Below are 18,312 nucleotides of genomic sequence, written 5' to 3'. Positions count from 1 at the left end.
CCGATCCGAGGAGGAGCCATGGCGGAGTCGAAGCGGGCCGTCGTGATCGGCGGCGGCATCGGCGGCATGACGGCCGCGGCCGCCCTGCACAGGACTGGCTGGGACGTGACCGTGCTGGAGCGGGCGCCGTCCCTCCAGCCGATCGGCGCGGCCATCTCCCTCGCCCCCAACTCCCTGCGCGCCCTGGACGTCCTCGGGCTCGGTGACGAGATCCGCGACCTCGCGGCCTGGCAGGGCGACGGCGGCCTGCGCACCCCGTCCGGGCGCTGGCTCTCCCGCACGGATGCCGCCGCCGTGACCGCACGCTTCGGCGACCCCCTCGTCATGCTGCACCGGGCCACGCTCATCAACTGCCTCGCCGGGCGCGTACCGCAGGACGCCGTACGCACGGGGGTCGCCGCGACCGTCGCCGACCCGGGCGACGCCGGCCGCCCCGCACGGGTGAGTACACCGGACGGCGAGATGGAGGCGGACCTCGTGGTGGCCGCCGACGGCATCAGGTCCGCCGTGCGCAGGGTGCTGTTCCCGGACCACCCCGGGACCGTCTACTCCGGCTTCACCTCATGGCGGGTCGTCATCCCGCTGCCCGGCGTGGAGTTCGCTTCGCACGAGACCTGGGGCCGCGGCCGCATCTGGGGCTCGCACCCCCTCAAGGACGGCCGGGTCTACGCGTACGCCGCCGCGATCACGCCCGCCGGGGAGCGCGCGAGCGACGACGAGAAGGCCGAACTGCTGCGCCGCTACGGCGACTGGCACGACCCGATCCCCGCGGTCCTCGCCGCCGCCCGCCCCGAGGACGTGCTGCGGCACGACGTGCACCACATCGCCGAGCCGCTGCCCGCCTACCACCGCGGCCGGGTCGCCCTGGTCGGGGACGCCGCGCACGCCATGCCGCCGACGCTGGGGCAGGGCGGCAACCAGGCCGTCGAGGACGCCGTCGTACTGGCCCACCACCACGCCGACCTCGCCGCCTATACCGCCGCCCGCCTCCCGCGTACGACGGCCATCGCACGCCGGGCCGTGAAGGTGGGCCGCCTCGGCATGATGAGAGGCCGTACCGGGGTCGCCGTACGGAACACGGCGACGGCCGCGCTGTCCAAGGCCGCGCCGCTGCTGTTTCTGCGGGGCTTCGAGGACATCGCCGGCTGGCGGCCGCCACAGGCCCCGTATGCTGCGGGAAAGACCCCGGCAGGCAACGGTCAGAGGAGAACGCCCGGTGAAGGTCGGCTGCATCGGACTCGGTGACATCGCGCAGAAGGCGTACCTGCCGGTGCTCGGCGTCCAGCCCGGCGTGGAACTGCATCTGCAGACCCGCACACCGGCGACGCTCGCCCGGGTCGCCGACGGCCTCCACCTGCCGACGCAGCAGCGGCACCAGGACCTCGACTCGCTGCTCGCCCAGGGCCTCGACGCCGCCTTCGTGCACGCGCCCACCGTCGCGCACCCCGAGATCGTGACCCGCCTGCTGGAGGCGGGCGTGCCGACGTACGTCGACAAGCCGCTCGCCTACCACCTCGCGGAGTCCGAACGGCTGGTGGCCCTCGCCGAGCGACGGGAGGTGAGCCTCGCCGTCGGCTTCAACCGGCGGTACGCGCCCGGCTATGTGCAGTGCGCCGACCATCCGCGCGAGCTGATACTGATGCAGAAGAACCGGATCGGTCTGCCCGAAGAGCCGCGCTCGATGATCCTGGACGACTTCATCCACGTCGTGGACACGCTGCGCTTCCTGGCGCCGGGCCCGATCGACGACGTGACCGTGCGCGCCCGTGTCGAGGCCGGGCTGCTGCACCATGTCGTGCTCCAGCTCGCCGGGGACGGGTTCACGGCGCTCGGCGTGATGAACCGGCTCAGCGGCTCCGCCGAGGAGGTCCTGGAGGTGTCCGGGCAGGACACCAAACGCCAGGTCCTCAACCTCTCCGAGGTCATCGACCACAAGGGCCAGCCGACCGTGCGCCGACGCGGGGACTGGGTGCCCGTGGCCCGGCAGCGCGGCATCGAGCAGGCGGTGCTGGCCTTCCTCGGTGCCGTCCGCGCGGGCAAGGCGCTCAGCGCCCGGGACGCGCTGGCGACTCACGAGCTGTGTGAGCGGGTGGTACGCGCGGTTCAGGACCGGGCCGCCTGAGCCGCGACCGCAAGGCCGCGGTGCCCTCGCCGACGGCCCACAGGGCGACGATCAGCAGCGCCGCCTGTACCGGCCAGTCGCCGAAGCGGACGTACGGAGTGACACCGTCGGCCAGCGGCACCTCGTAGACGGCGCTCGTGCTCATGCTCGTCCCGAGCCAGGACCCCACGCGCTGCCCGCTCGGGCCGTACACCGCCGACACGCCCGTCAGCGTCGCGTGCACCATCGGCCGGCCGGTCTCGGCGGCGCGCAGCGCGGCGAGCGAGGCGTGCTGCTCGGGCGCCCAGCTCTGCTGGAACGTCGAGGTCGCCGACTGGGCGATCAGCACCTGGGCCCCGTCGTCGACCAGGTTGCGGCTCATGTCGGAGAACGCCGACTCGAAGCACACCATCGGGCCGATCCGCAGCCCCCGCCCGGCGTCCATCACCATCTGCCGGTTGCCCTGCCTGCGGTCCTCCGCCGCCGCCTTGCCCACGGAGGTCGCCCAACCGAGCAGCGACCGGGCCGGTATGTACTCCCCGAAGGGCACCAGCCGCATCTTGTCGTAGCGGTCGCCGGTCGGGCCGTCCGGGCCCACGAGGATCGAGCTCTTGTAGATGCCGGGCTTGTCGGAACGCCGCGCGTCCACGTTGACCAGGATGTTCGTCCCCGTCTCGCGTGAGAGCGCGGCGAGCCGCCGGGCGAGGCCGGGCCGGTCCTCGAGGTCATGGCCGACGCTGCTCTCGCCCCACACGATCAGATCGGCACCCTGACCGGCCAGCTCACGGGTGAGCTGGACCTCGCGGTCGAATCGCCGGTCCGGCCCGGCAGGGCCCTTGATGACGCCGGGCTGTACGACGCCGATCCGGGCCGCGTCCTCCACCTCCGGGCGTGGGGACCACACCCAGGCGGCCGATGTGGCGACGGCCGTGGCGAGGAGGCCGGCCACCGCCGGGATCCAGGCGCCCCGCACTGTCACCAGCACGGCGACGGCCACGTTCACGGCCACCACGAGGAAGCTGAGCAGCCACACCCCGCCCACCGAGGCGAGCCGCAGCGCGGGCTCCACCTGCCACTGACTGGACCCCAGCACGCCCCAGGGCCCCCCGAGCCCCTGCCAGGAGCGGACGAGCTCGATGAGCAGCCAGCCCGACGGCACGACGACCACGGCCGCCGCGACCCGGCCGGGGGACGGCCTCCCTGCCAGGAAGTGGCGCACAAGCCCGCCCCACGGGGCCCACAACGCGCCGAGCAGGGCGGCGATGACGAACGTGAACACATGCAGGTTCGGCAGCAGCCAGTGGTGCATCGCCAGCATGAAGCCGAACCCGCCCCACCAGCCGTCGTACATCGCCCGTTTCCCGGTCGGCGCGGAGCGCAGCAGCGCCATCCACGGGACCAGGGCGACGTAGGCGAACCACCACCACGACGGCTCCGGGAAGGCCAGCACCGGCAGCGTGCCGGCCAGGACGGCGGCGAGCGAACGGCGCCACGGGGAGGTGAGCCAGCGGCTGATCGTCTTCATGCATCACCTCCTACCCCGTGGTCCTTCCAGTGTGCTCGTCGGCACTGACAACGGGACACCGGACGGCCGCTCAGTCGCTCACCCCGGTCGCGGCCAGGTCGGGCACCCGGCGCCACTTCTCCTGCACCACGACCTCGCGCAGCCGCCAGCCGTCCTCCGTCCGCAGCAGCTCGAAGACGTACCGGCCGCCGCACACGAAGTCGGGGGCCGAGGAGTGCCCGCCGTTCCCGGCGAACCGCATCGGATTGACGTAGTCGGCCCGGACCGTGGCCGTGTCACCGATGTCCTGCTCCAGGATCCCGAAGCCCACCCGGCGGTTGACGATGAGGTGCTGCCGCATCGAGAACATCCGCATGCTCTCCGCGAGCCACCCGGCGACCCTCCCGGCGTCCCCCTCGATGCCACCGGCCGAGCGGTAGTCCGCCCGGCCGTCGGGCGTGAACAGACTTCGGTACGCGTCCCAGTCACCGTCGTCCACGGCCCCGGCGTACTCGGTGATCAAGGCGTCGACCGTAAGCCGGTCCCTGAGGGTGGCGAGCTCCACACGCTGCGTCATCGGCTCAGTGTTGGGCATGGGATGAGCGGAGCCAAGAGGGCGTGCGGCGATATTCGGTGGATGTCGGCGGGGCCTTCGGTGACGCTGTCCGCTGTGACAGAACAGAACGACCGAACCGTCCTGCCCGAACCCCGATTCCGGGTGCGCGCCCGCCACACCGAGTCCACGCTCACCGTCTATCAGGCCTACCGGCCCAAGATCGGTCGGGCGGCGGCCCGCGACGGCCGCTTCCCGTCCTCCTGGAGCCGGGACCGGATGACCTGGATCAAGCCGTCGTTCCTGTGGATGATGTACCGCTGCGGCTGGGCGACCAAGGAGAACCAGGAGACCGTCCTCGCCGTCGAGATCACCCGGGAGGGCTTCACATGGGCGCTGCGCCACGCGTGCCTCTCGCACCATGTCCCCGCCCTGCACGGTGACCAGTCCGCCTGGAAAAGGCAGTTGAGGACGGCACCCGCGCGCGTGCAGTGGGATCCGGAACGCGATCTCCGCCTGAACCCCTTGCCGTACCGGTCCCTCCAGCTGGGGCTCGGCGGCGAGGCGACCGCCCGGTACGCGGACGAGTGGATCGTCGGTATCGAGGACGTGACCTCGCTGGCCACGGAGATCCATGCGCGCGTGCGGGCCGGTGAACTGACGCGCGCCGCCGAGCTGTTGCCTCAGGAACGGCCGTATCCGCTGGAGGACGACGTCCTCGCGCATCTGCGGGCCTGATCCGAACGGCAGACCTCAGAGCGACTGCCGCTCCATCGCGTTCCGCAGACGCTCAAAGGCGGTGGGTCTGGTCCTGGCGCTCAGGAAGTCCTTGATGCGGCGGGCGCATTCGCGCGGTGTGGTGTCACCGGTGTCGCACTCCAGGTCGTACACGCCGTGTGCGTGCACCTGCTCCAACTGGCTCACCGCGAGGCCGGGCGGCCGGTCGCCCCGCATGCGTTCCCGGCGTTCCAGCTCCTTGCGGGCGCAGTGCACTTTGACGAGGACGACGTCCTGCGGGACGAGGAGCGACAGGCAGTCCCTGAGCCGCCACTCGGCGCTCAGCACATGGTCGACGACGACATTGTTGCCGGCGGCGGCCATACCGGCGACCGCCCGGTGGTAGCCCTGCCAGGTGCGGTGAAGGACCGATGCGAGCTGGTCCGGCGGGACGGGGCTGCTGGAGCGCATCGCGTGGAAGGCGTCGACGGGCATGTGGAAGCAGGGCTCGTCGAGGGTTCGCAGCAACTCGCCCGCGATGCTCGACTTGCCCGAACTGGATGTGCCGTTCAGGAAGATGACGAGACCGCGGCGGGCAGGGACGTGATCAAGATGATCCACGAGGTGGATCCTACGCACCGGGTCCGCAGTTCAGGCCGCTTCGATGACCTCGTCACGGATGGCGGCGGCCCACTCGACCACCAGCAGTTCGTACTCCGCGCGCTCCTGGGCCGACAGCGAGCCGCCCGCGCGCATCCACAGGGCGCGTATCTCCTCGTTCACCTCGGCAGCAGAGCGCACGGAACCAGGGCCTAAGGAATGGGGGGACATGCGGACAAGCCTAGGGGCAAGGACTGACCCTGCGCTACCGGACCGCTACGCAGAACGTATGTGATTGGTCACGGGCTTCCGCGAGGACTCCTCCTGCTGACCGGTCGGTCAGTGGCCCAACGGCCGGGGGTGACCCGTCCGTCAGTGGGCCGACTCGGCCGCGTGCGGGCTGAGAACCCCCATCGTGACCAGGACGATGATGACGATGCCGAGCGCGATGCGGTACCAGACGAACGGCATGAAGCTCTTCGTCGAGATGAACTTCATGAACCATGCGATCACCGCGTACCCGGACGCGAAGGCGATCACCGTGGCGAAGATCGTCGGACCCCACGAGACGTGGCCGCTCTCCATCGCGTCCTTGAGCTCGAACAGGCCGGAGGCGAGGACGGCCGGGATCGCGAGGAGGAAGGAGTAGCGGGCCGCGGCCTCACGCGTGTAGCCCATGAAGAGGCCGCCGCTGATGGTGGCCCCGGAACGGGAGACTCCGGGGATCAGTGCCGCGGACTGGCACAGGCCGAAGATCAGGCCGTCCTTCACGTTCAGTTCCTCAAGGCCCTTGCGCTGCTTGGCGGCGCGGTGCCGGCCGCCCGACTCGTCCCGGGCCGCCAACCGGTCGGCGACGCCGATGATGATGCCGACGACGATCAGCATCGTCGCCGTGATGCGCAGATCGCGGAAAGGGCCCTCGATCTGCTCCTTGAGTGTCAGGCCGAGCACACCGATCGGGATGGAGCCGACGATCACCAGCCAGCCCATCTGGGCGTCGTGGTCCCGCCGCATCTCCTTGTCGGTCAGCGACCGCGTCCACGCCGAGAGGATCCGGCCGATGTCCTTGCGGAAGTAGATCAGTACCGCGGTCTCCGTACCGATCTGGGTGATCGCCGTGAAGGCCGCGCCCGGGTCCTCCCAACCTGAGAACGCCGCTGTCAGCCGCAGATGCGCGCTGGAGGACACGGGGAGGAACTCGGTCAGCCCCTGAACGAGTCCGAGGATGAGCGATTCAAACCAAGACATGAAGTTACGGAGTCCAAGTGCTGATCGTGACAAGGAGTGGTGAGGACACCGCGTCGGCGGCACAGTGATCGCGCGTGTCGAGGGGCAGCGTAGCGCCCCGTGGTGACGCCTCCGCCACAGGGGGTTCGGCGGGCGCCCGCCGGTCGTCGGCATACCGGTGTTGACCTGCTATGGGGCCTCCGCTTACGTTGCAGCGAGCAGAAAGCGCTTGCTGCGCTCTGGGGGCGCCGAAGCCCGTTCGCGCGTCGTCCGTCCACGGGCCGCCGTGACCGGCACCGGCGCCATCGCGCGCGACTCCCACCTGCCCGCGTCCGTCAGGCTCGCGGAGGGGGACGAGCGCGGCACCCACCCCGCCCACTGGTTCGTACGCAACGAGCCCTTCGCGGGCGTGGCTCCCGCTACCGGGTCGTCGTGGCCGACGGGGGGTGGGCGCGGGCGGAGATCGCCGAGTACCTTCGCACGCACCCCTGGTGAGCGCCGGGGGCTCGTCGAGGCCCTGGTGTCCATGGCCTGAGGTGCCCGGACGTGCGGGTGTGATTCACGCGGCGGACGGCCCCGCCACCGTCCATCCCGGAGCCTGGGGGTGGGCCGTGAGGTCCTCGTGGCGCACCGGGTCGCCGCATGCCCGGCAGGTGACGACCGGGACCAGTTCGTTGCCGCAGCTGTGCTCGATCACCATGGGGCGGTCGTCGTCCTCGCGCAGATGGCGGTCGCCCCACTCCATGAGCGTCATCAGGACCGGCTCCAGCTCCAGTCCCGCCTGCGTGGGCCGGTACTCGAACCGCTGTGGGCGCTCGCTGTAGGTGCTCTTGGTGAGGATGCCGGCGTCGACGAGGCGGCGCAGTCGCGTGGCCAGGATGTCGCGCGGGGCGCCGATGTTGCGGACTAGCTGGTCGAAGCGGCCGTTGCCGAGACACACCTCGCGCAGGACGAGCAGGGAGTACTTCTCGCCGACGAGGGCCAGGGCGTCGGCGATGGAGCAGGGGCGCGGGTTCTTCGTGGCGGCCATGACGCTCAGTCTAGGTGAGGGTTCGAGTTTCCAACCCGGGTGGGTTCGATTTCCCAACTCAATGGGTTTGGTTTTCCAACTCGCCGGGTTAAGGTGAGTTCGGATTTCCTACTCACCGGTAGTTCACCCCGGTCGTCACACCGGCCCGTGTGCCGGTCGTCGCTCCGGCCGCCAAGGAGGCAGGCACCATGCGTGACGCAGTCATCGTCGAAGCCGTACGCACCCCGATGGGCAAGGGCAAGCCGAACGGATCCCTCGCACACGTCCACCCCGTCGAACTCCTCGCCCACACCCTGCGCACCCTCGTCGACCGCTCGGGCGTCGACCCGGCGCTGATCGACGACGTCATCGGTGGCACCGTCGACCAGGTCGGCGAACAGGCCATGAACACCACCCGCTACGCCGCCCTGTCGGCGGGTTTCCCGGAAACCGTCCCGGCGACCACGGTGGACCGCCAGTGCGGCTCCTCCCAGCAGGCCGTGCACTTCGCCGCCCAGGGCGTCATCTCGGGCGCGTACGACATGGTCGTCGCCTGCGGCGTCGAGTCGATGAGCCGGGTGCCGATGTGGTCGAACGTGCCGCCCGGCAAGGACCCCTTCGGCCCCGGCGTCGCCGAACGCTACCCGGAGGGCCTGGTCCCGCAGGGCATCAGCGCCGAGCTGATCGCGGCCAAATGGTCGATCACGCGCGAGCAGATGGACGCGTTCGCCGTCTCCTCGCACCGCAAGGCCGCCGCGGCCTGGGACAAGGGCCTGTTCGACGCCGAGGTCGCGCCGCTGGACGGTGTCGCCCGCGACGAGTGCGTCCGGCCCGGCAGCACCACCGAGGTCCTGGCCGGTCTCAAGCCCGCCTACCACGACCCCGCCTTCGCCGAGCGCTTCCCCCAGATCGAGTGGAACGTCACCGCCGGAAACGCCAGCCCCGTCAACGACGGAGCCTCGGCCGTGCTCATCACGGACGGCGACACGGCGGCCCGGCTCGGCCTGCGCCCCCTCGCCCGGCTCCACAGCTTCGCCGTCACCGGATCCGACCCGCTCCTGATGCTGACCGGGGTCGTCCCCGCGACCGAGAAGGTGCTGCGCAGGGCAGGGCTGCGTCTCGACGACATCGACCTGTTCGAGGTGAACGAGGCATTCTCCAGCGTGGTGCTCGCCTGGCAGCAGGAGACCGGCGCCGACCTCGCCAAGGTCAACGTGCACGGCGGCGCGATCGCCCTCGGTCATCCGCTGGGCGCCAGCGGCACCCGGCTGACGACGACCCTCGTCCACGCGATGCGCGAGCGCGGCGCCCGCTACGCCCTGCAGACGATGTGCGAGGCGGGCGGCCTCGCCAACGCGATGATCCTGGAGACGGTGTGACCGAGGCCGCGGCCGGGGCAACGGCTCGCGTGCCCCGTCGCGGCTGGAGCGTTCAGCGGTCCCGCAGGTGGTGGCGCTTGCGCCAGGCCACCACCACGCCCGCCAGCGCCGGTACGGCGATACAGGCCAGCGCGATCAGGAAGGCGGGGGACGTCGGTGTCGAGGCGCGGGCGCCCGCGACGACGTAGGCGGCGGTGTTCGGGATCGACCCGAGCCCCGTCGCGAGCAGGAACGGGACGTAGCCCATGCGGGAGACGGAGGCGGCGTAGTTCGAGGCCCAGAACGGCACCCCCGGGAACAGCCGCACCGCCAGCATCGAACGGAAACCGTGCCGGCTGAACTGGCCGTCCGCCGCCTTCAGCACCCGGCCGCGCAACAGCGGGCGCAGGGCCTCCTGGCCGAGCAGCCGTCCCAGGCCGAAGGCGACCCCGGCACCCAGGACCGTCCCCGCGAGAGCCGCGCCGAGACCCCACTGGGAGCCGAACAGCGCGCCCGCCGCCAGGTTCAGCAGGGGACGCGGCACGAACGCCACCGTGACCAGCCCGTACGCCACGGCGAACAGCACCACCGCGGCCGTGCCCTCGACCTGGGGCGGCCAGCCGTTCGTGAGCAGCTTCTGCGGCTGGAAGACCAGCACGCTCGACGCGCTCGCCGCCAGCAGGGCGACCAGCAGGGACAACCGCGACCACGGCGAGGACAGCACTCTGGAGCACCGCGCGGCGAAGCCCGGGCGTGCGGGTGCCGGCTGCGGCGCGGGGACGGCGAGCTCCGTGGCGGCGGCCCGGGGAGGAGCCGTTGCGGTGCCCCCAGAGCGGGTGGTGGCATCGAGCATCCGGTGACACTAACCGACAAAGATGTGTGATCGCCGTATGGTTCGTCTCATGAGCGTCACGGATGCGGGAACCCCGGAGGTTCCCCGCAGTGCTCTGGCCGACGTCGTCCTGGAGCGGCTCACCGCCACGTACGCGGCCGCCGCGGACCCCGTTCGGGCGGCGGCGGCCCAGGCGTACGTCAAGGACGTGGCTTCTTTCCTCGGCATCCCCACGCCCGCCCGCCGTGCCCTGTCCCGCACCGTCCTGGAGGGCACACCCCGCCCCGACGAAGCCGACTGCACCGCCGTCGCCCTGCGCTGCTGGCGGCTGCCCGAGCGCGAGTACCACTACTTCGCCGTCGACTACCTGCGCCGTCACGTGGGGCGCTGCTCCTCCGGCCTGCTGCCGGTGACCCGGCACCTCGTCACCACCGTCTCCTGGTGGGACACCGTCGACGCGCTCGCCGCGCACGTCGTCGGCGGGCTGGTCGCGGCCGATCCGAAGCTCACGGCGGACATGGACGCCTGGATCGCCGACGACGACCTGTGGGTCGCCCGCACGGCCCTGCTCCACCAACTGCGCTACAGGGAACGCACCGACACCCGGCGGCTCTTCGAGTACTGCCTGCGCCAGTCCGCGCACACGGACTTCTTCATCCGCAAGGCCATCGGGTGGTGCCTGCGCGAGTACGCCAAGACCGACCCGGACGCCGTACGGGACTTCATGGCCCGGGAACGGGGAAGGTTCGCGCCGCTGTCGGTGCGGGAGGCGCTGAAGAACATCGGGGCGTAGGCCGCGAACTCCCCATCACCGGAAAACCATTCGACGTCGGGCACGGCTTCGACGAGGATCGACGTCATGTTCCGGTACGCCTTCGTCCTCGCAGCATCCGCGGTCGCGGATGCTCCGAAGGCTGCCGTCTCCGTCTTCCCGGCCGCTGTCGACGGCGCCCGAAGCTGACCCTCTCCGGATCGTCCGGCGGACCCCGCAGGGGGAGGGTCGGCGAGTACCCGGGGTCCCACCAACGCTGACGAGACTTCGAGGTTCAGCCATGCCCAAGACGGCGTACACGCGTACCAAACCGCATCTCAACATCGGCACCATGGGTCATGTCGACCACGGCAAGACCACGTTGACCGCCGCCATCACCAAGGTGCTCGCCGCGCGCGGGTCCGGCACCTTCGTGCCCTTCGACCGCATCGACCGGGCGCCGGAGGAGGCCGCCCGCGGCATCACCATCAACATCGCGCACGTCGAGTACGAGACCGACACCCGGCACTACGCGCACGTCGACATGCCCGGCCACGCCGACTACGTCAAGAACATGGTCACCGGCGCAGCGCAGCTGGACGGGGCGATCCTCGTCGTCTCCGCGCTCGACGGGATCATGCCGCAGACGGCCGAACACGTGCTGCTCGCCCGGCAGGTGGGCGTCGACCACATCGTCGTCGCCCTCAACAAGGCCGACGCGGGTGACGAGGAGCTCATCGACCTCGTGGAGCTGGAGGTCCGCGACCTGCTCACCCAGCACGGCTACGGCGGCGACGCCGCGCCCGTCGTACGGGTCTCGGGGCTGAAGGCCCTGGAGGGCGACCCGCAGTGGACGGCGTCGATCGAGGCGCTGCTCGACGCGGTGGACACCTACGTTCCGATGCCGGAGCGGTATCTGGACGCCCCGTTCCTGTTGCCGGTCGAGAACGTGCTGACCATCACGGGCCGGGGGACCGTGGTGACCGGGGCCGTCGAGCGGGGCACCGTGCGCGTGGGTGACCGGGTCGATGTGCTCGGGGCCGAGCTGGAGACCGTGGTCACCGGCCTGGAGACCTTCGGCAAGCCGATGGAGGAGGCGCAGGCCGGGGACAACGTGGCGTTGCTGCTGCGCGGGGTTCCGCGGGACGCCGTCCGGCGGGGGCACGTGGTGGCCGCGCCGGGCAGTGTGAAGCCCAAGCGTCGGTTCTCCGCGCAGGTGTACGTGCTGTCCGCTCGCGAGGGCGGGCGTACGACGGCGGTCGCCACCGGGTACCGGCCGCAGTTCTACATCCGTACCGCGGACGTGGTCGGGGACATCGACCTCGGTGAGGTGGGGGTCGCGCGGCCCGGGGAGACGGTCACGATGACCGTTGAGCTGGGGCGGGACGTCCCGCTGGAGCCGGGGCTCGGATTCGCCGTCCGCGAGGGCGGCAGGACCGTCGGGGCGGGGACCGTGACAGCCGTCGAGTGAGGGCTGTCCCGGTTCGTGGGGGCCGCGCGGCCGTGGTGGCCGGTCGCGTGGTCCCCGCGCTCCTTCGGGCCGGTCGGCGCCGGGCACAATGAGACGGTGAACGAGTCGGTACCCGTCACCCGCGCCGTCGACCACGGCACCGCCAAGCTGATGCCCGACGTCGACCGGAAGCGGGCCTGGCTGCTCACCGTCGACGGGGCACCCCAGTCCTACGTCGATCTCGACGACCCGGCGCACCTGGAGTTCGAGTACGCACGCCGGCTCGGGCACGTCCTCGACACCGTCGCGGAGGCCGGCCGGCCGCTGGACGCGCTGCATCTCGGGGGCGGGGCACTCACCCTGCCCCGGTACCTGGCGGTCACCCGGCCCGGCTCACGGCAGGACGTCGTCGAGGCCGACCGTGGGCTGCTGGAGATGGTCGTGGAGCATCTGCCGGTTCCGGACGCGGACGGCATCAGGCTGCATGCCGGGGACGCGCGGGCCTGGCTGGAGGCGGCGCCGGACGACTCGGCCGACGTGCTCGTCGCCGATGTCTTCGGCGGGTCACGCGTGCCGGCGCATCTGACGTCCACGGTGTACGCCCGGCACGCCGAGCGGGTGCTGCGCGCCGACGGTGTCTACCTGGCCAATCTCGCCGATGCCGCGCCCTTCGCCTTCCTGCGCTCCCAGCTCGCCACCCTGGCCACGCTGTTCGAGGAACTGGTGCTGATCGCCGAGCCGGGCGTGCTGCGCGGGCGGCGGTTCGGCAACGCGGTCCTCGTCGCTGCGCACCGGCCCCTCGACACCACCGCCCTGGCCCGGCGCGCGGCGTCCGACGCCTTCCCGGCCCGCGTCGAACACGGACCGGCCCTGGCGGATTTCATCGGCGACGCGCGACCGGTGCGGGACGAGGACGCCGTACCGTCACCCGAACCTCCCGACGGGGCTTTCGGCATCGGCTGAGCGGGGCCGGATCGGCCCGGGCCGGGTCTTGGGTACGTCGCCGAGTACGACGCTCGTCACATCACCTGTCCCCCGGAACCTACTCATGGGTAACATGACCGGCATGAGCGCAGACCAGATGTCGATCGGCGAGATGCTCGCCGCCACGGTGCCCATGGCCCGGACCCTGAACCTGGAGTTCCTCGAGACCACACCGGAGAAGGCCGTGGTGGCCCTGCCGGACCAGGGCGAGTACCACAACCACGTGGGCGGGCCGCACGCCGGGGCGATGTTCACGCTGGGCGAGTCCGCCAGCGGGGCGATCGTGCTGGCCGCGTTCGGCGACCAGCTCTCCCGTGCCGTGCCGCTCGCCGTGCGGGCCGAGATCGCCTACAAGAAGCTCGCCATGGGTCCCGTCACCGCTACCGCGACGCTGGGCCGCCCTGCCGCCGAGGTCGTCGCGCAACTGGAGGCGGGGGAGCGCCCCGAGTTCCCCGTGGCCATCGAGATCCGGCGCGGCGACGGGGCCGTGACCGGCGAGATGACGGTGATCTGGACTCTGCGGCCGAACGGCTGAGCGAGCGGACCGATAGTGTGCAGGGGCCCTGAACGGGGCCCCTGCGGCGTGTGTGAGACGGGCGTACGCCCCCTGGAGCGAATTGGAGCCATGTCGTGATCCCCGGCCCTACACCGAGCCGTTCGCACGCTGGTCGCACCGCCGTGCGGAATTGAAGATTCCGTGTGTCTCTGATCTTTACTCTCACACAACTTGAGCCGACGTCCTGTTGATTTCGAATACGGGTACGGATACCGGCGGTAACTCTTTCTGAATTTCCCGCGTTTTGAATGTGGGCCACTCGAACTTCTTGTTTCCTGTCCGTTGCTTGTGCGAAAGTGAGCGGCCCGATGGCCGGTCTCCAGGTGACGCGGCCTAGGTATGCACCAATCAGGCACCTGCTTTCCGATGGACGTGCATCCCCCATGCCGTCCTACGGCTGGGAAGGAAATGGTTCAGTGCAATCCCCCTACCCCCCACGACCGCCGTACCCGCCACGGCCCGGAGTGAGTCCCGGGGGATCCGACCGGGACCTCCTCGCGAGCCTGGGTGCCACCGGCGCGCACGGCCGTGCCGTCGCGCTGCTGATGGCCCGGCACTGGCGTGCGACGCATGAGTACGCCGCCATCTGCCTTGTGACCGAGGAGAGTTCCGCGGCCGTGGTGGCCGCGGCGGCGTTCCACCGGGTGCTCGGCCGACCGTCCGGCGGCGCGCTGCGCCCTCAGCTCCTCGCCGCCGTACGCGACCTGGTGAAGGAGTGGGCCGCCGACGCGGACATCTCCGCCCTTCTGCCGGAACTCGGCAAACCGACCGGCGGTCGTGGGTTGCGCGCCGCGCGCTCCACGACGCCGGAAAGGCGGCAGATCGCCGAACGCGCTTTCCGGGCGCTTCCGGGCGCCTCTCAATGCCTTCTGTGGCACACGGAGGTGGAGGCGGAGCCGATAACCATACCCGCTGGTCTGCTGGGGGTGGACGCGGGTACCGCGTCGGCGGCTCTGGACGAAGTGCGTGAGCAATTCCGGGCGGGTTGTGTCCGCGCCCACCGGGAACTCGCTCCCACCCGTGAATGCCGTTACTACAACCGTCTCCTCGATGTACCCATTCGCCGGGGCGGTGCCCTGTTGCCCGATGTGCAACAGCATCTGGAGGGGTGTCGCTACTGCCGGCACGCCGCCGAGCAACTCAGCCATTTCGAGGGCGGTCTCGAAGTGCTCATCGCCGAAACCGTGCTCGGCTGGGGTACCCGGCGCTATCTGGACTCACGTCCCGGGCGAGGCGGCCACGGGCCGGACGCCTCCACCCGCCCGCGCCGCGGCGGCCGCCACCGTCCGACGCTCCCCCCGCCGCGCGGCCGGGCGAAGGCCGTCGCCGTGGGGGTGGGTCTGACCTCCCTCGTCCTGCTCGTGACCGTGCTCACGGCCCGGAGCTGGTCCGAGGAGGCAGGCGTTCCCGACGCCACGGCCACCTGGGGCGCGCCCAGCGGCCACACCGTCCGTCCCGGCACCCTCTCCCCGCCCTCGTCCGGCGGGTCGCCGTCGGCCGCCGCGGCCGAGAGGTCCGTCGAGATCGCCCAGGGCAGGCTCCGCAACCTCGACCGCGGCCTGTGTCTGGACCTGCGCGACGGTGAGGTCAGCCCCGGCACCCGGGCCGAGCTGGCCACGTGTTCGTCCGCCGCGTCCCAGCAGTGGTCGTACCAGCAGGACGGCCTGTTGCGCAGTGCCGCCGCCCCCGCCCTCTGCCTCGGCTCGGACCCCGCCACGAGAACGGTCGCCCTGGCCGACTGCCTCGCGCACGCCGGTGAGGTCCGCTACGACCTCACCGTCCACGGGGAGCTGATGCCGCGTCGGTCCGCGGGGCTGGCGGTCGCGAAAGGCGAGGACGAGCGCCTGGTGCTCGCCGAACGCGACGGGTCCGAGGGACAGGGATGGCTGCTCGACGGCGCACGCGCGGACGGGGCCGGGACGAAACCCGGGAAGAAGGCCTACGAGGCGGAGGAGCAGGAGCGAGCGGAGCGCGGCGAGAAGGCGGAGGGGGAGCCGGCAGGAGGAGAGAAGGAACAGGGCGAGAAGGAAGAGGAGGACCAGCCGGGCGGGAGGGAGAAGGAGGGCGCGGGCGGAGAGCCGACGGGAGTGGCGCCGCGCCCGGTCGCCACCGAGCCGGCCCGGGACGTGTCACCGCAGGACGAGCCGGATCGATCGGCGGAGGAGTCGAAGCCGCAGTACGAGAAGCGATACGTGCCGGACGACGTCTTCGGGGCACGGCATCACAAGCGTGGCCCGTGAGTCCTGGTGCAACCTGCGGGACGCAAAGAGCGTCACTGTGAACGGGTAGGCTGCCCCGGCGCGCACGCTCACAGCCGGGTGTGCGCCGGGAACCCCGCAGGTTCAGGACATGGGAGGAAGCGGCGTTGCACGTCCAGGAATGGCTCGAAACGGTGCCCCCGCTCGCCATCTATCTGCTGGTCGGCGTCGTCATCGGACTGGAGAGCCTGGGCATTCCGCTGCCCGGCGAGATCATCCTGGTCTCCTCGGCGCTGCTCGCCTCCCAGCACGGTGACATCGACCCCTTCGTGCTCGGTGCCTGCGCGACCGCCGGCGCGATCATCGGCGATTCCATCGGCTACGCCATCGGCCGCAGGGGCGGTCGCCCCCTGTTGGCGTGGCTGGGTGCGAAATTCCCCAAGCACTTCAGTGAGGGCCACATCGCCACCGCCGAGCGGTCGTTCCAGAAGTGGGGCATGTGGGCGGTCTTCTTCGGCCGGTTCGTCGCCCTCCTGCGCATCTTCGCGGGCCCCCTCGCGGGCGTCCTGCGGATGCCGTACTGGAAGTTCCTGATCGCCAACGTCTTCGGCGGCATCCTCTGGGCGGGCGGCACGACCGCCGTCATCTACTACGTGGGAGTGGTCGCCGAGTCCTGGCTGAAGCGCTTCTCGTGGCTGGGCCTGGTGGCGGCGGTACTGATCGGCGTGACCTCGATGCTGATCATCAAGCGCAAGGCCAAGAAGGCGCAGCCCGCACAGCCGGAACCGGAGCCGGTGGGCGCCGCGGACTGAGACGAGCCGCTTCCGGCGCGGGGAGCCGCGCGACCGGGACCAGCCACGCGTCCCCGGACCAGGCACGGCCTTCAGGCCCGGTGCGCGTCCTCAAGCCCGGTGCGCGTCCTGGTGCGCCTTCGCCAGCTCCGCGTACATGGTCCCGTTGAGCGTCACGCCCTGACGCTCCTCCTCCGTCAGCTCACGCTTGACCTTCGCCGGCACCCCGGCCACGAGCGACCCGGGCGGGACCTGCATCCCCTGGGGCACCAGCGCCTGGGCGGCCACCAGGGAACCCGCGCCGATCACCGCGCCGTTCAGCACGGTCGCCCCCATCCCGATGAGGCAGTCGTCCCCGACGGTCGCCCCGTGCACGACGGCGTTGTGACCGACCGACACCCGTTCACCGATGGTCACGGGGAACCCGGGGTCGGCGTGCAACGTGCAGTTGTCCTGGATGTTCGACCGGGCCCCGACCGAGATCCGCTCGACGTCACCGCGCACCACCGCGCCGTACCAGACGCTGGCGCCCGCCTCCAGGGTCACGTCCCCGATCACCGAGGACGTCGGCGCCACGAACGCCTCCCCGTCGATCTTCGGCTCTCTGCCGCCGATGCCCTTGATCAGCGCCTGGTGCGTCATCACGTCTCCCGTCGTCCGCGGTACACAGGAACGCTACCGCCACCCGGTAGGGCGAAGATCACAGGCCCAGCACCTCATGGCGGCGCCGAAGGGTCAGTACGGTGAGCCCGTGCCGAAGCGCAAGAACACGTTCTCATCCTGGCGACGCCGACTGGCGCAGCGCGCCGTCCACGTGGGCTGGGCCTGGGTGCAGCGCACGGGATCGGTGACCGCCGAGCGACCCGGCCGCTTCCGCTTCGGCTCGCTCGGCGAAGCGACCCGTCTCGCCTTCCCGCTCGGCACGGTCTTCGGAGAGCCCTGGATCCACCTCGGCTCCCACTGCATCGTCGGCGAGCAGGTGACGCTCACGGCCGGTCTCATGCCCGACCTCGACCTCGGCCCGGAACCGATCCTGCGGATAGGGGACGGTGTCGTGCTGGGTCGCGGCAGCCATGTCATCGCCGACACGACGGTCACCATCGGCAGCGACTGCTACTTCGGCCCGTACGTCTACGTCACGTCCACCAACCACTCCTACGACGATCCGCACGAGCCCATCGGCAAGCAGTGGCCGCGGATGGAGCCCGTCGAGATCGGCCCGGGGTGCTGGATCGGCACCGGGGCGGTGATCCTGCCGGGCGCGCGGATCGGTCGGAACGTCGTGGTCGCGGCCGGCGCGGTGGTCCGGGGCGCGGTGCCCGACCACGCCGTGGTGGCGGGGGCGCCCGCGCGGGTCGTACGGCGCTGGACGCCCGACGACGGCTGGCAGCCGCCGCTGCGGACGCCGGCCCCCGTGCCGATCCCCGACGGGGTCACTCCCGAGCAGCTCCAGGCCCTGGCCGGGCTGGACGAGGAGACGGCGGCGAAGCTGGCCGAGCTGGACGAGGACGTGGACGCCCGTCTGGCCCGGCCGACCGCCGAGTCCTGAGTGGGCCGGCCGCCGAGCTTTGACGGTGGCCAGGGCGGAGAGTGCTGTCCCGGGACGCCTCGCAGTACAGTTCCGTGCACGATCGGGTGCACCTCACCGTAGTGCAGTGAGTTGAACTCTGCGCTCCAGAAC

19 protein-coding genes and 1 pseudogene are annotated in these 18,312 nt (G+C 71.3%); 12 read left to right on the top strand and 8 right to left on the bottom strand.

From position 1 onward, the window contains the following. Window positions 1–18 precede the first annotated feature (18 nt). Together ACWCPI_RS17850 and ACWCPI_RS17845 are read left to right on the top strand one after the other, a co-directional pair. The gene (locus tag ACWCPI_RS17850) at window positions 19–1,245 is read left to right on the top strand and encodes an FAD-dependent monooxygenase (protein WP_451039001.1); all 1,227 of its coding nucleotides are present in this window, start codon (window positions 19–21) and stop codon (window positions 1,243–1,245) included. After that, the gene (locus ACWCPI_RS17845) at window positions 1,217–2,122 is read left to right on the top strand and encodes a Gfo/Idh/MocA family protein (protein ID WP_451039000.1); all 906 of its coding nucleotides are present in this window, start codon (window positions 1,217–1,219) and stop codon (window positions 2,120–2,122) included. Before ACWCPI_RS17850 ends, ACWCPI_RS17845 begins: the two co-directional genes overlap by 29 nt. Here the strand turns inward: ACWCPI_RS17845 and lnt are convergent. Both lnt and ACWCPI_RS17835 read right to left on the bottom strand, forming a co-directional pair. Then, window positions 2,046–3,626, bottom strand: coding sequence for an apolipoprotein N-acyltransferase (gene lnt, locus ACWCPI_RS17840; RefSeq protein ID WP_451038999.1), 1,581 nt, complete (start codon window positions 3,624–3,626; stop codon window positions 2,046–2,048). The two genes, ACWCPI_RS17845 and lnt, sit on opposite strands and share 77 nt — an antisense overlap. Before the next feature lie 70 nt (window positions 3,627–3,696). Further along, the gene (locus ACWCPI_RS17835) at window positions 3,697–4,182 is read right to left on the bottom strand and encodes a nuclear transport factor 2 family protein (protein WP_451038998.1); all 486 of its coding nucleotides are present in this window, start codon (window positions 4,180–4,182) and stop codon (window positions 3,697–3,699) included. 60 nt (window positions 4,183–4,242) lie between these two features. Between ACWCPI_RS17835 and ACWCPI_RS17830 the strand changes: the two genes are divergently transcribed. After that, window positions 4,243–4,896, top strand: a complete 654-nt coding sequence (locus ACWCPI_RS17830; RefSeq protein WP_451038997.1) for a DUF4291 domain-containing protein — start codon at window positions 4,243–4,245, stop codon at window positions 4,894–4,896. A 15-nt stretch (window positions 4,897–4,911) separates the two neighbouring features. Here the strand turns inward: ACWCPI_RS17830 and ACWCPI_RS17825 are convergent, their stop codons facing one another. From ACWCPI_RS17825 to ACWCPI_RS17815, 3 genes are all read right to left on the bottom strand, one after another. After that, on the bottom strand, window positions 4,912–5,496 hold the full coding sequence (locus ACWCPI_RS17825; RefSeq protein ID WP_451038996.1) for a chloramphenicol phosphotransferase CPT family protein: 585 nt from the start codon (window positions 5,494–5,496) through the stop codon (window positions 4,912–4,914). Window positions 5,497–5,526: 30 nt separating this feature from the next. After that, window positions 5,527–5,706 (bottom strand): hypothetical protein, encoded by a 180-nt coding sequence (locus tag ACWCPI_RS17820; RefSeq protein WP_388794044.1) that lies wholly within the window; start codon window positions 5,704–5,706, stop codon window positions 5,527–5,529. 141 nt (window positions 5,707–5,847) lie between these two features. Beyond that, window positions 5,848–6,723: an undecaprenyl-diphosphate phosphatase gene (locus ACWCPI_RS17815; protein WP_451038995.1), complete on the bottom strand. Its 876-nt coding sequence runs from the start codon at window positions 6,721–6,723 to the stop codon at window positions 5,848–5,850. 334 nt (window positions 6,724–7,057) lie between these two features. On the opposite strand from ACWCPI_RS17815, the pseudogene ACWCPI_RS17810 reads away from it, so the two are divergent. Further along, window positions 7,058–7,197 (top strand): annotated as a pseudogene (locus tag ACWCPI_RS17810) (oxidoreductase); the annotation flags it as partial. A gap of 64 nt (window positions 7,198–7,261) precedes the next feature. On the opposite strand, the gene ACWCPI_RS17805 reads toward ACWCPI_RS17810, so the two are convergent. After that, window positions 7,262–7,732 carry a winged helix-turn-helix transcriptional regulator gene (locus tag ACWCPI_RS17805; protein WP_451038994.1) on the bottom strand — a complete coding sequence of 157 codons (471 nt, stop codon included), beginning with the start codon at window positions 7,730–7,732 and terminating at the stop codon, window positions 7,262–7,264. Window positions 7,733–7,920: 188 nt separating this feature from the next. Here ACWCPI_RS17805 and ACWCPI_RS17800 point away from each other — a divergent pair, with 188 nt between their 5' ends. Continuing rightward, complete coding sequence (locus ACWCPI_RS17800) at window positions 7,921–9,090, top strand: thiolase family protein (protein WP_451038993.1); 1,170 nt, start codon at window positions 7,921–7,923, stop codon at window positions 9,088–9,090. A 52-nt stretch (window positions 9,091–9,142) separates the two neighbouring features. Here the strand turns inward: ACWCPI_RS17800 and ACWCPI_RS17795 are convergent, their stop codons facing one another. Then, on the bottom strand, window positions 9,143–9,922 hold the full coding sequence (locus tag ACWCPI_RS17795; RefSeq protein ID WP_451038992.1) for a TVP38/TMEM64 family protein: 780 nt from the start codon (window positions 9,920–9,922) through the stop codon (window positions 9,143–9,145). Window positions 9,923–9,971: 49 nt separating this feature from the next. Here ACWCPI_RS17795 and ACWCPI_RS17790 point away from each other — a divergent pair, with 49 nt between their 5' ends. From ACWCPI_RS17790 to ACWCPI_RS17765, 6 genes are all read left to right on the top strand, one after another. Further along, window positions 9,972–10,694: a DNA alkylation repair protein gene (locus ACWCPI_RS17790; RefSeq protein ID WP_451038991.1), complete on the top strand. Its 723-nt coding sequence runs from the start codon at window positions 9,972–9,974 to the stop codon at window positions 10,692–10,694. 259 nt (window positions 10,695–10,953) lie between these two features. Then, window positions 10,954–12,123 carry an elongation factor Tu gene (gene tuf / locus ACWCPI_RS17785; RefSeq protein ID WP_451038990.1) on the top strand — a complete coding sequence of 390 codons (1,170 nt, stop codon included), beginning with the start codon at window positions 10,954–10,956 and terminating at the stop codon, window positions 12,121–12,123. Window positions 12,124–12,219: 96 nt separating this feature from the next. Continuing rightward, window positions 12,220–13,065, top strand: a complete 846-nt coding sequence (locus tag ACWCPI_RS17780) for a spermidine synthase (protein ID WP_451038989.1) — start codon at window positions 12,220–12,222, stop codon at window positions 13,063–13,065. A 118-nt stretch (window positions 13,066–13,183) separates the two neighbouring features. Further along, on the top strand, window positions 13,184–13,621 hold the full coding sequence (locus ACWCPI_RS17775) for a DUF4442 domain-containing protein (protein WP_388797178.1): 438 nt from the start codon (window positions 13,184–13,186) through the stop codon (window positions 13,619–13,621). 566 nt (window positions 13,622–14,187) lie between these two features. Then, window positions 14,188–15,882 carry an RICIN domain-containing protein gene (locus ACWCPI_RS17770; RefSeq protein ID WP_451039059.1) on the top strand — a complete coding sequence of 565 codons (1,695 nt, stop codon included), beginning with the start codon at window positions 14,188–14,190 and terminating at the stop codon, window positions 15,880–15,882. A 125-nt stretch (window positions 15,883–16,007) separates the two neighbouring features. After that, complete coding sequence (locus tag ACWCPI_RS17765; RefSeq protein WP_451038988.1) at window positions 16,008–16,652, top strand: DedA family protein; 645 nt, start codon at window positions 16,008–16,010, stop codon at window positions 16,650–16,652. 90 nt (window positions 16,653–16,742) lie between these two features. Here ACWCPI_RS17765 and ACWCPI_RS17760 read toward each other — a convergent pair whose 3' ends face one another. Then, window positions 16,743–17,273: a gamma carbonic anhydrase family protein gene (locus tag ACWCPI_RS17760; RefSeq protein WP_451038987.1), complete on the bottom strand. Its 531-nt coding sequence runs from the start codon at window positions 17,271–17,273 to the stop codon at window positions 16,743–16,745. 109 nt (window positions 17,274–17,382) lie between these two features. Between ACWCPI_RS17760 and ACWCPI_RS17755 the strand changes: the two genes are divergently transcribed. Continuing rightward, complete coding sequence (locus ACWCPI_RS17755; protein WP_451038986.1) at window positions 17,383–18,180, top strand: DapH/DapD/GlmU-related protein; 798 nt, start codon at window positions 17,383–17,385, stop codon at window positions 18,178–18,180. The last annotated feature ends 132 nt before the right edge of the window (window positions 18,181–18,312 follow it).

The sequence above is a fragment of the Streptomyces sp. NPDC001920 genome (genome assembly GCF_053594495.1).
Note: the sequence above shows the minus strand (reverse complement) of the source record. Positions and strands in the feature narration are given on the sequence as shown.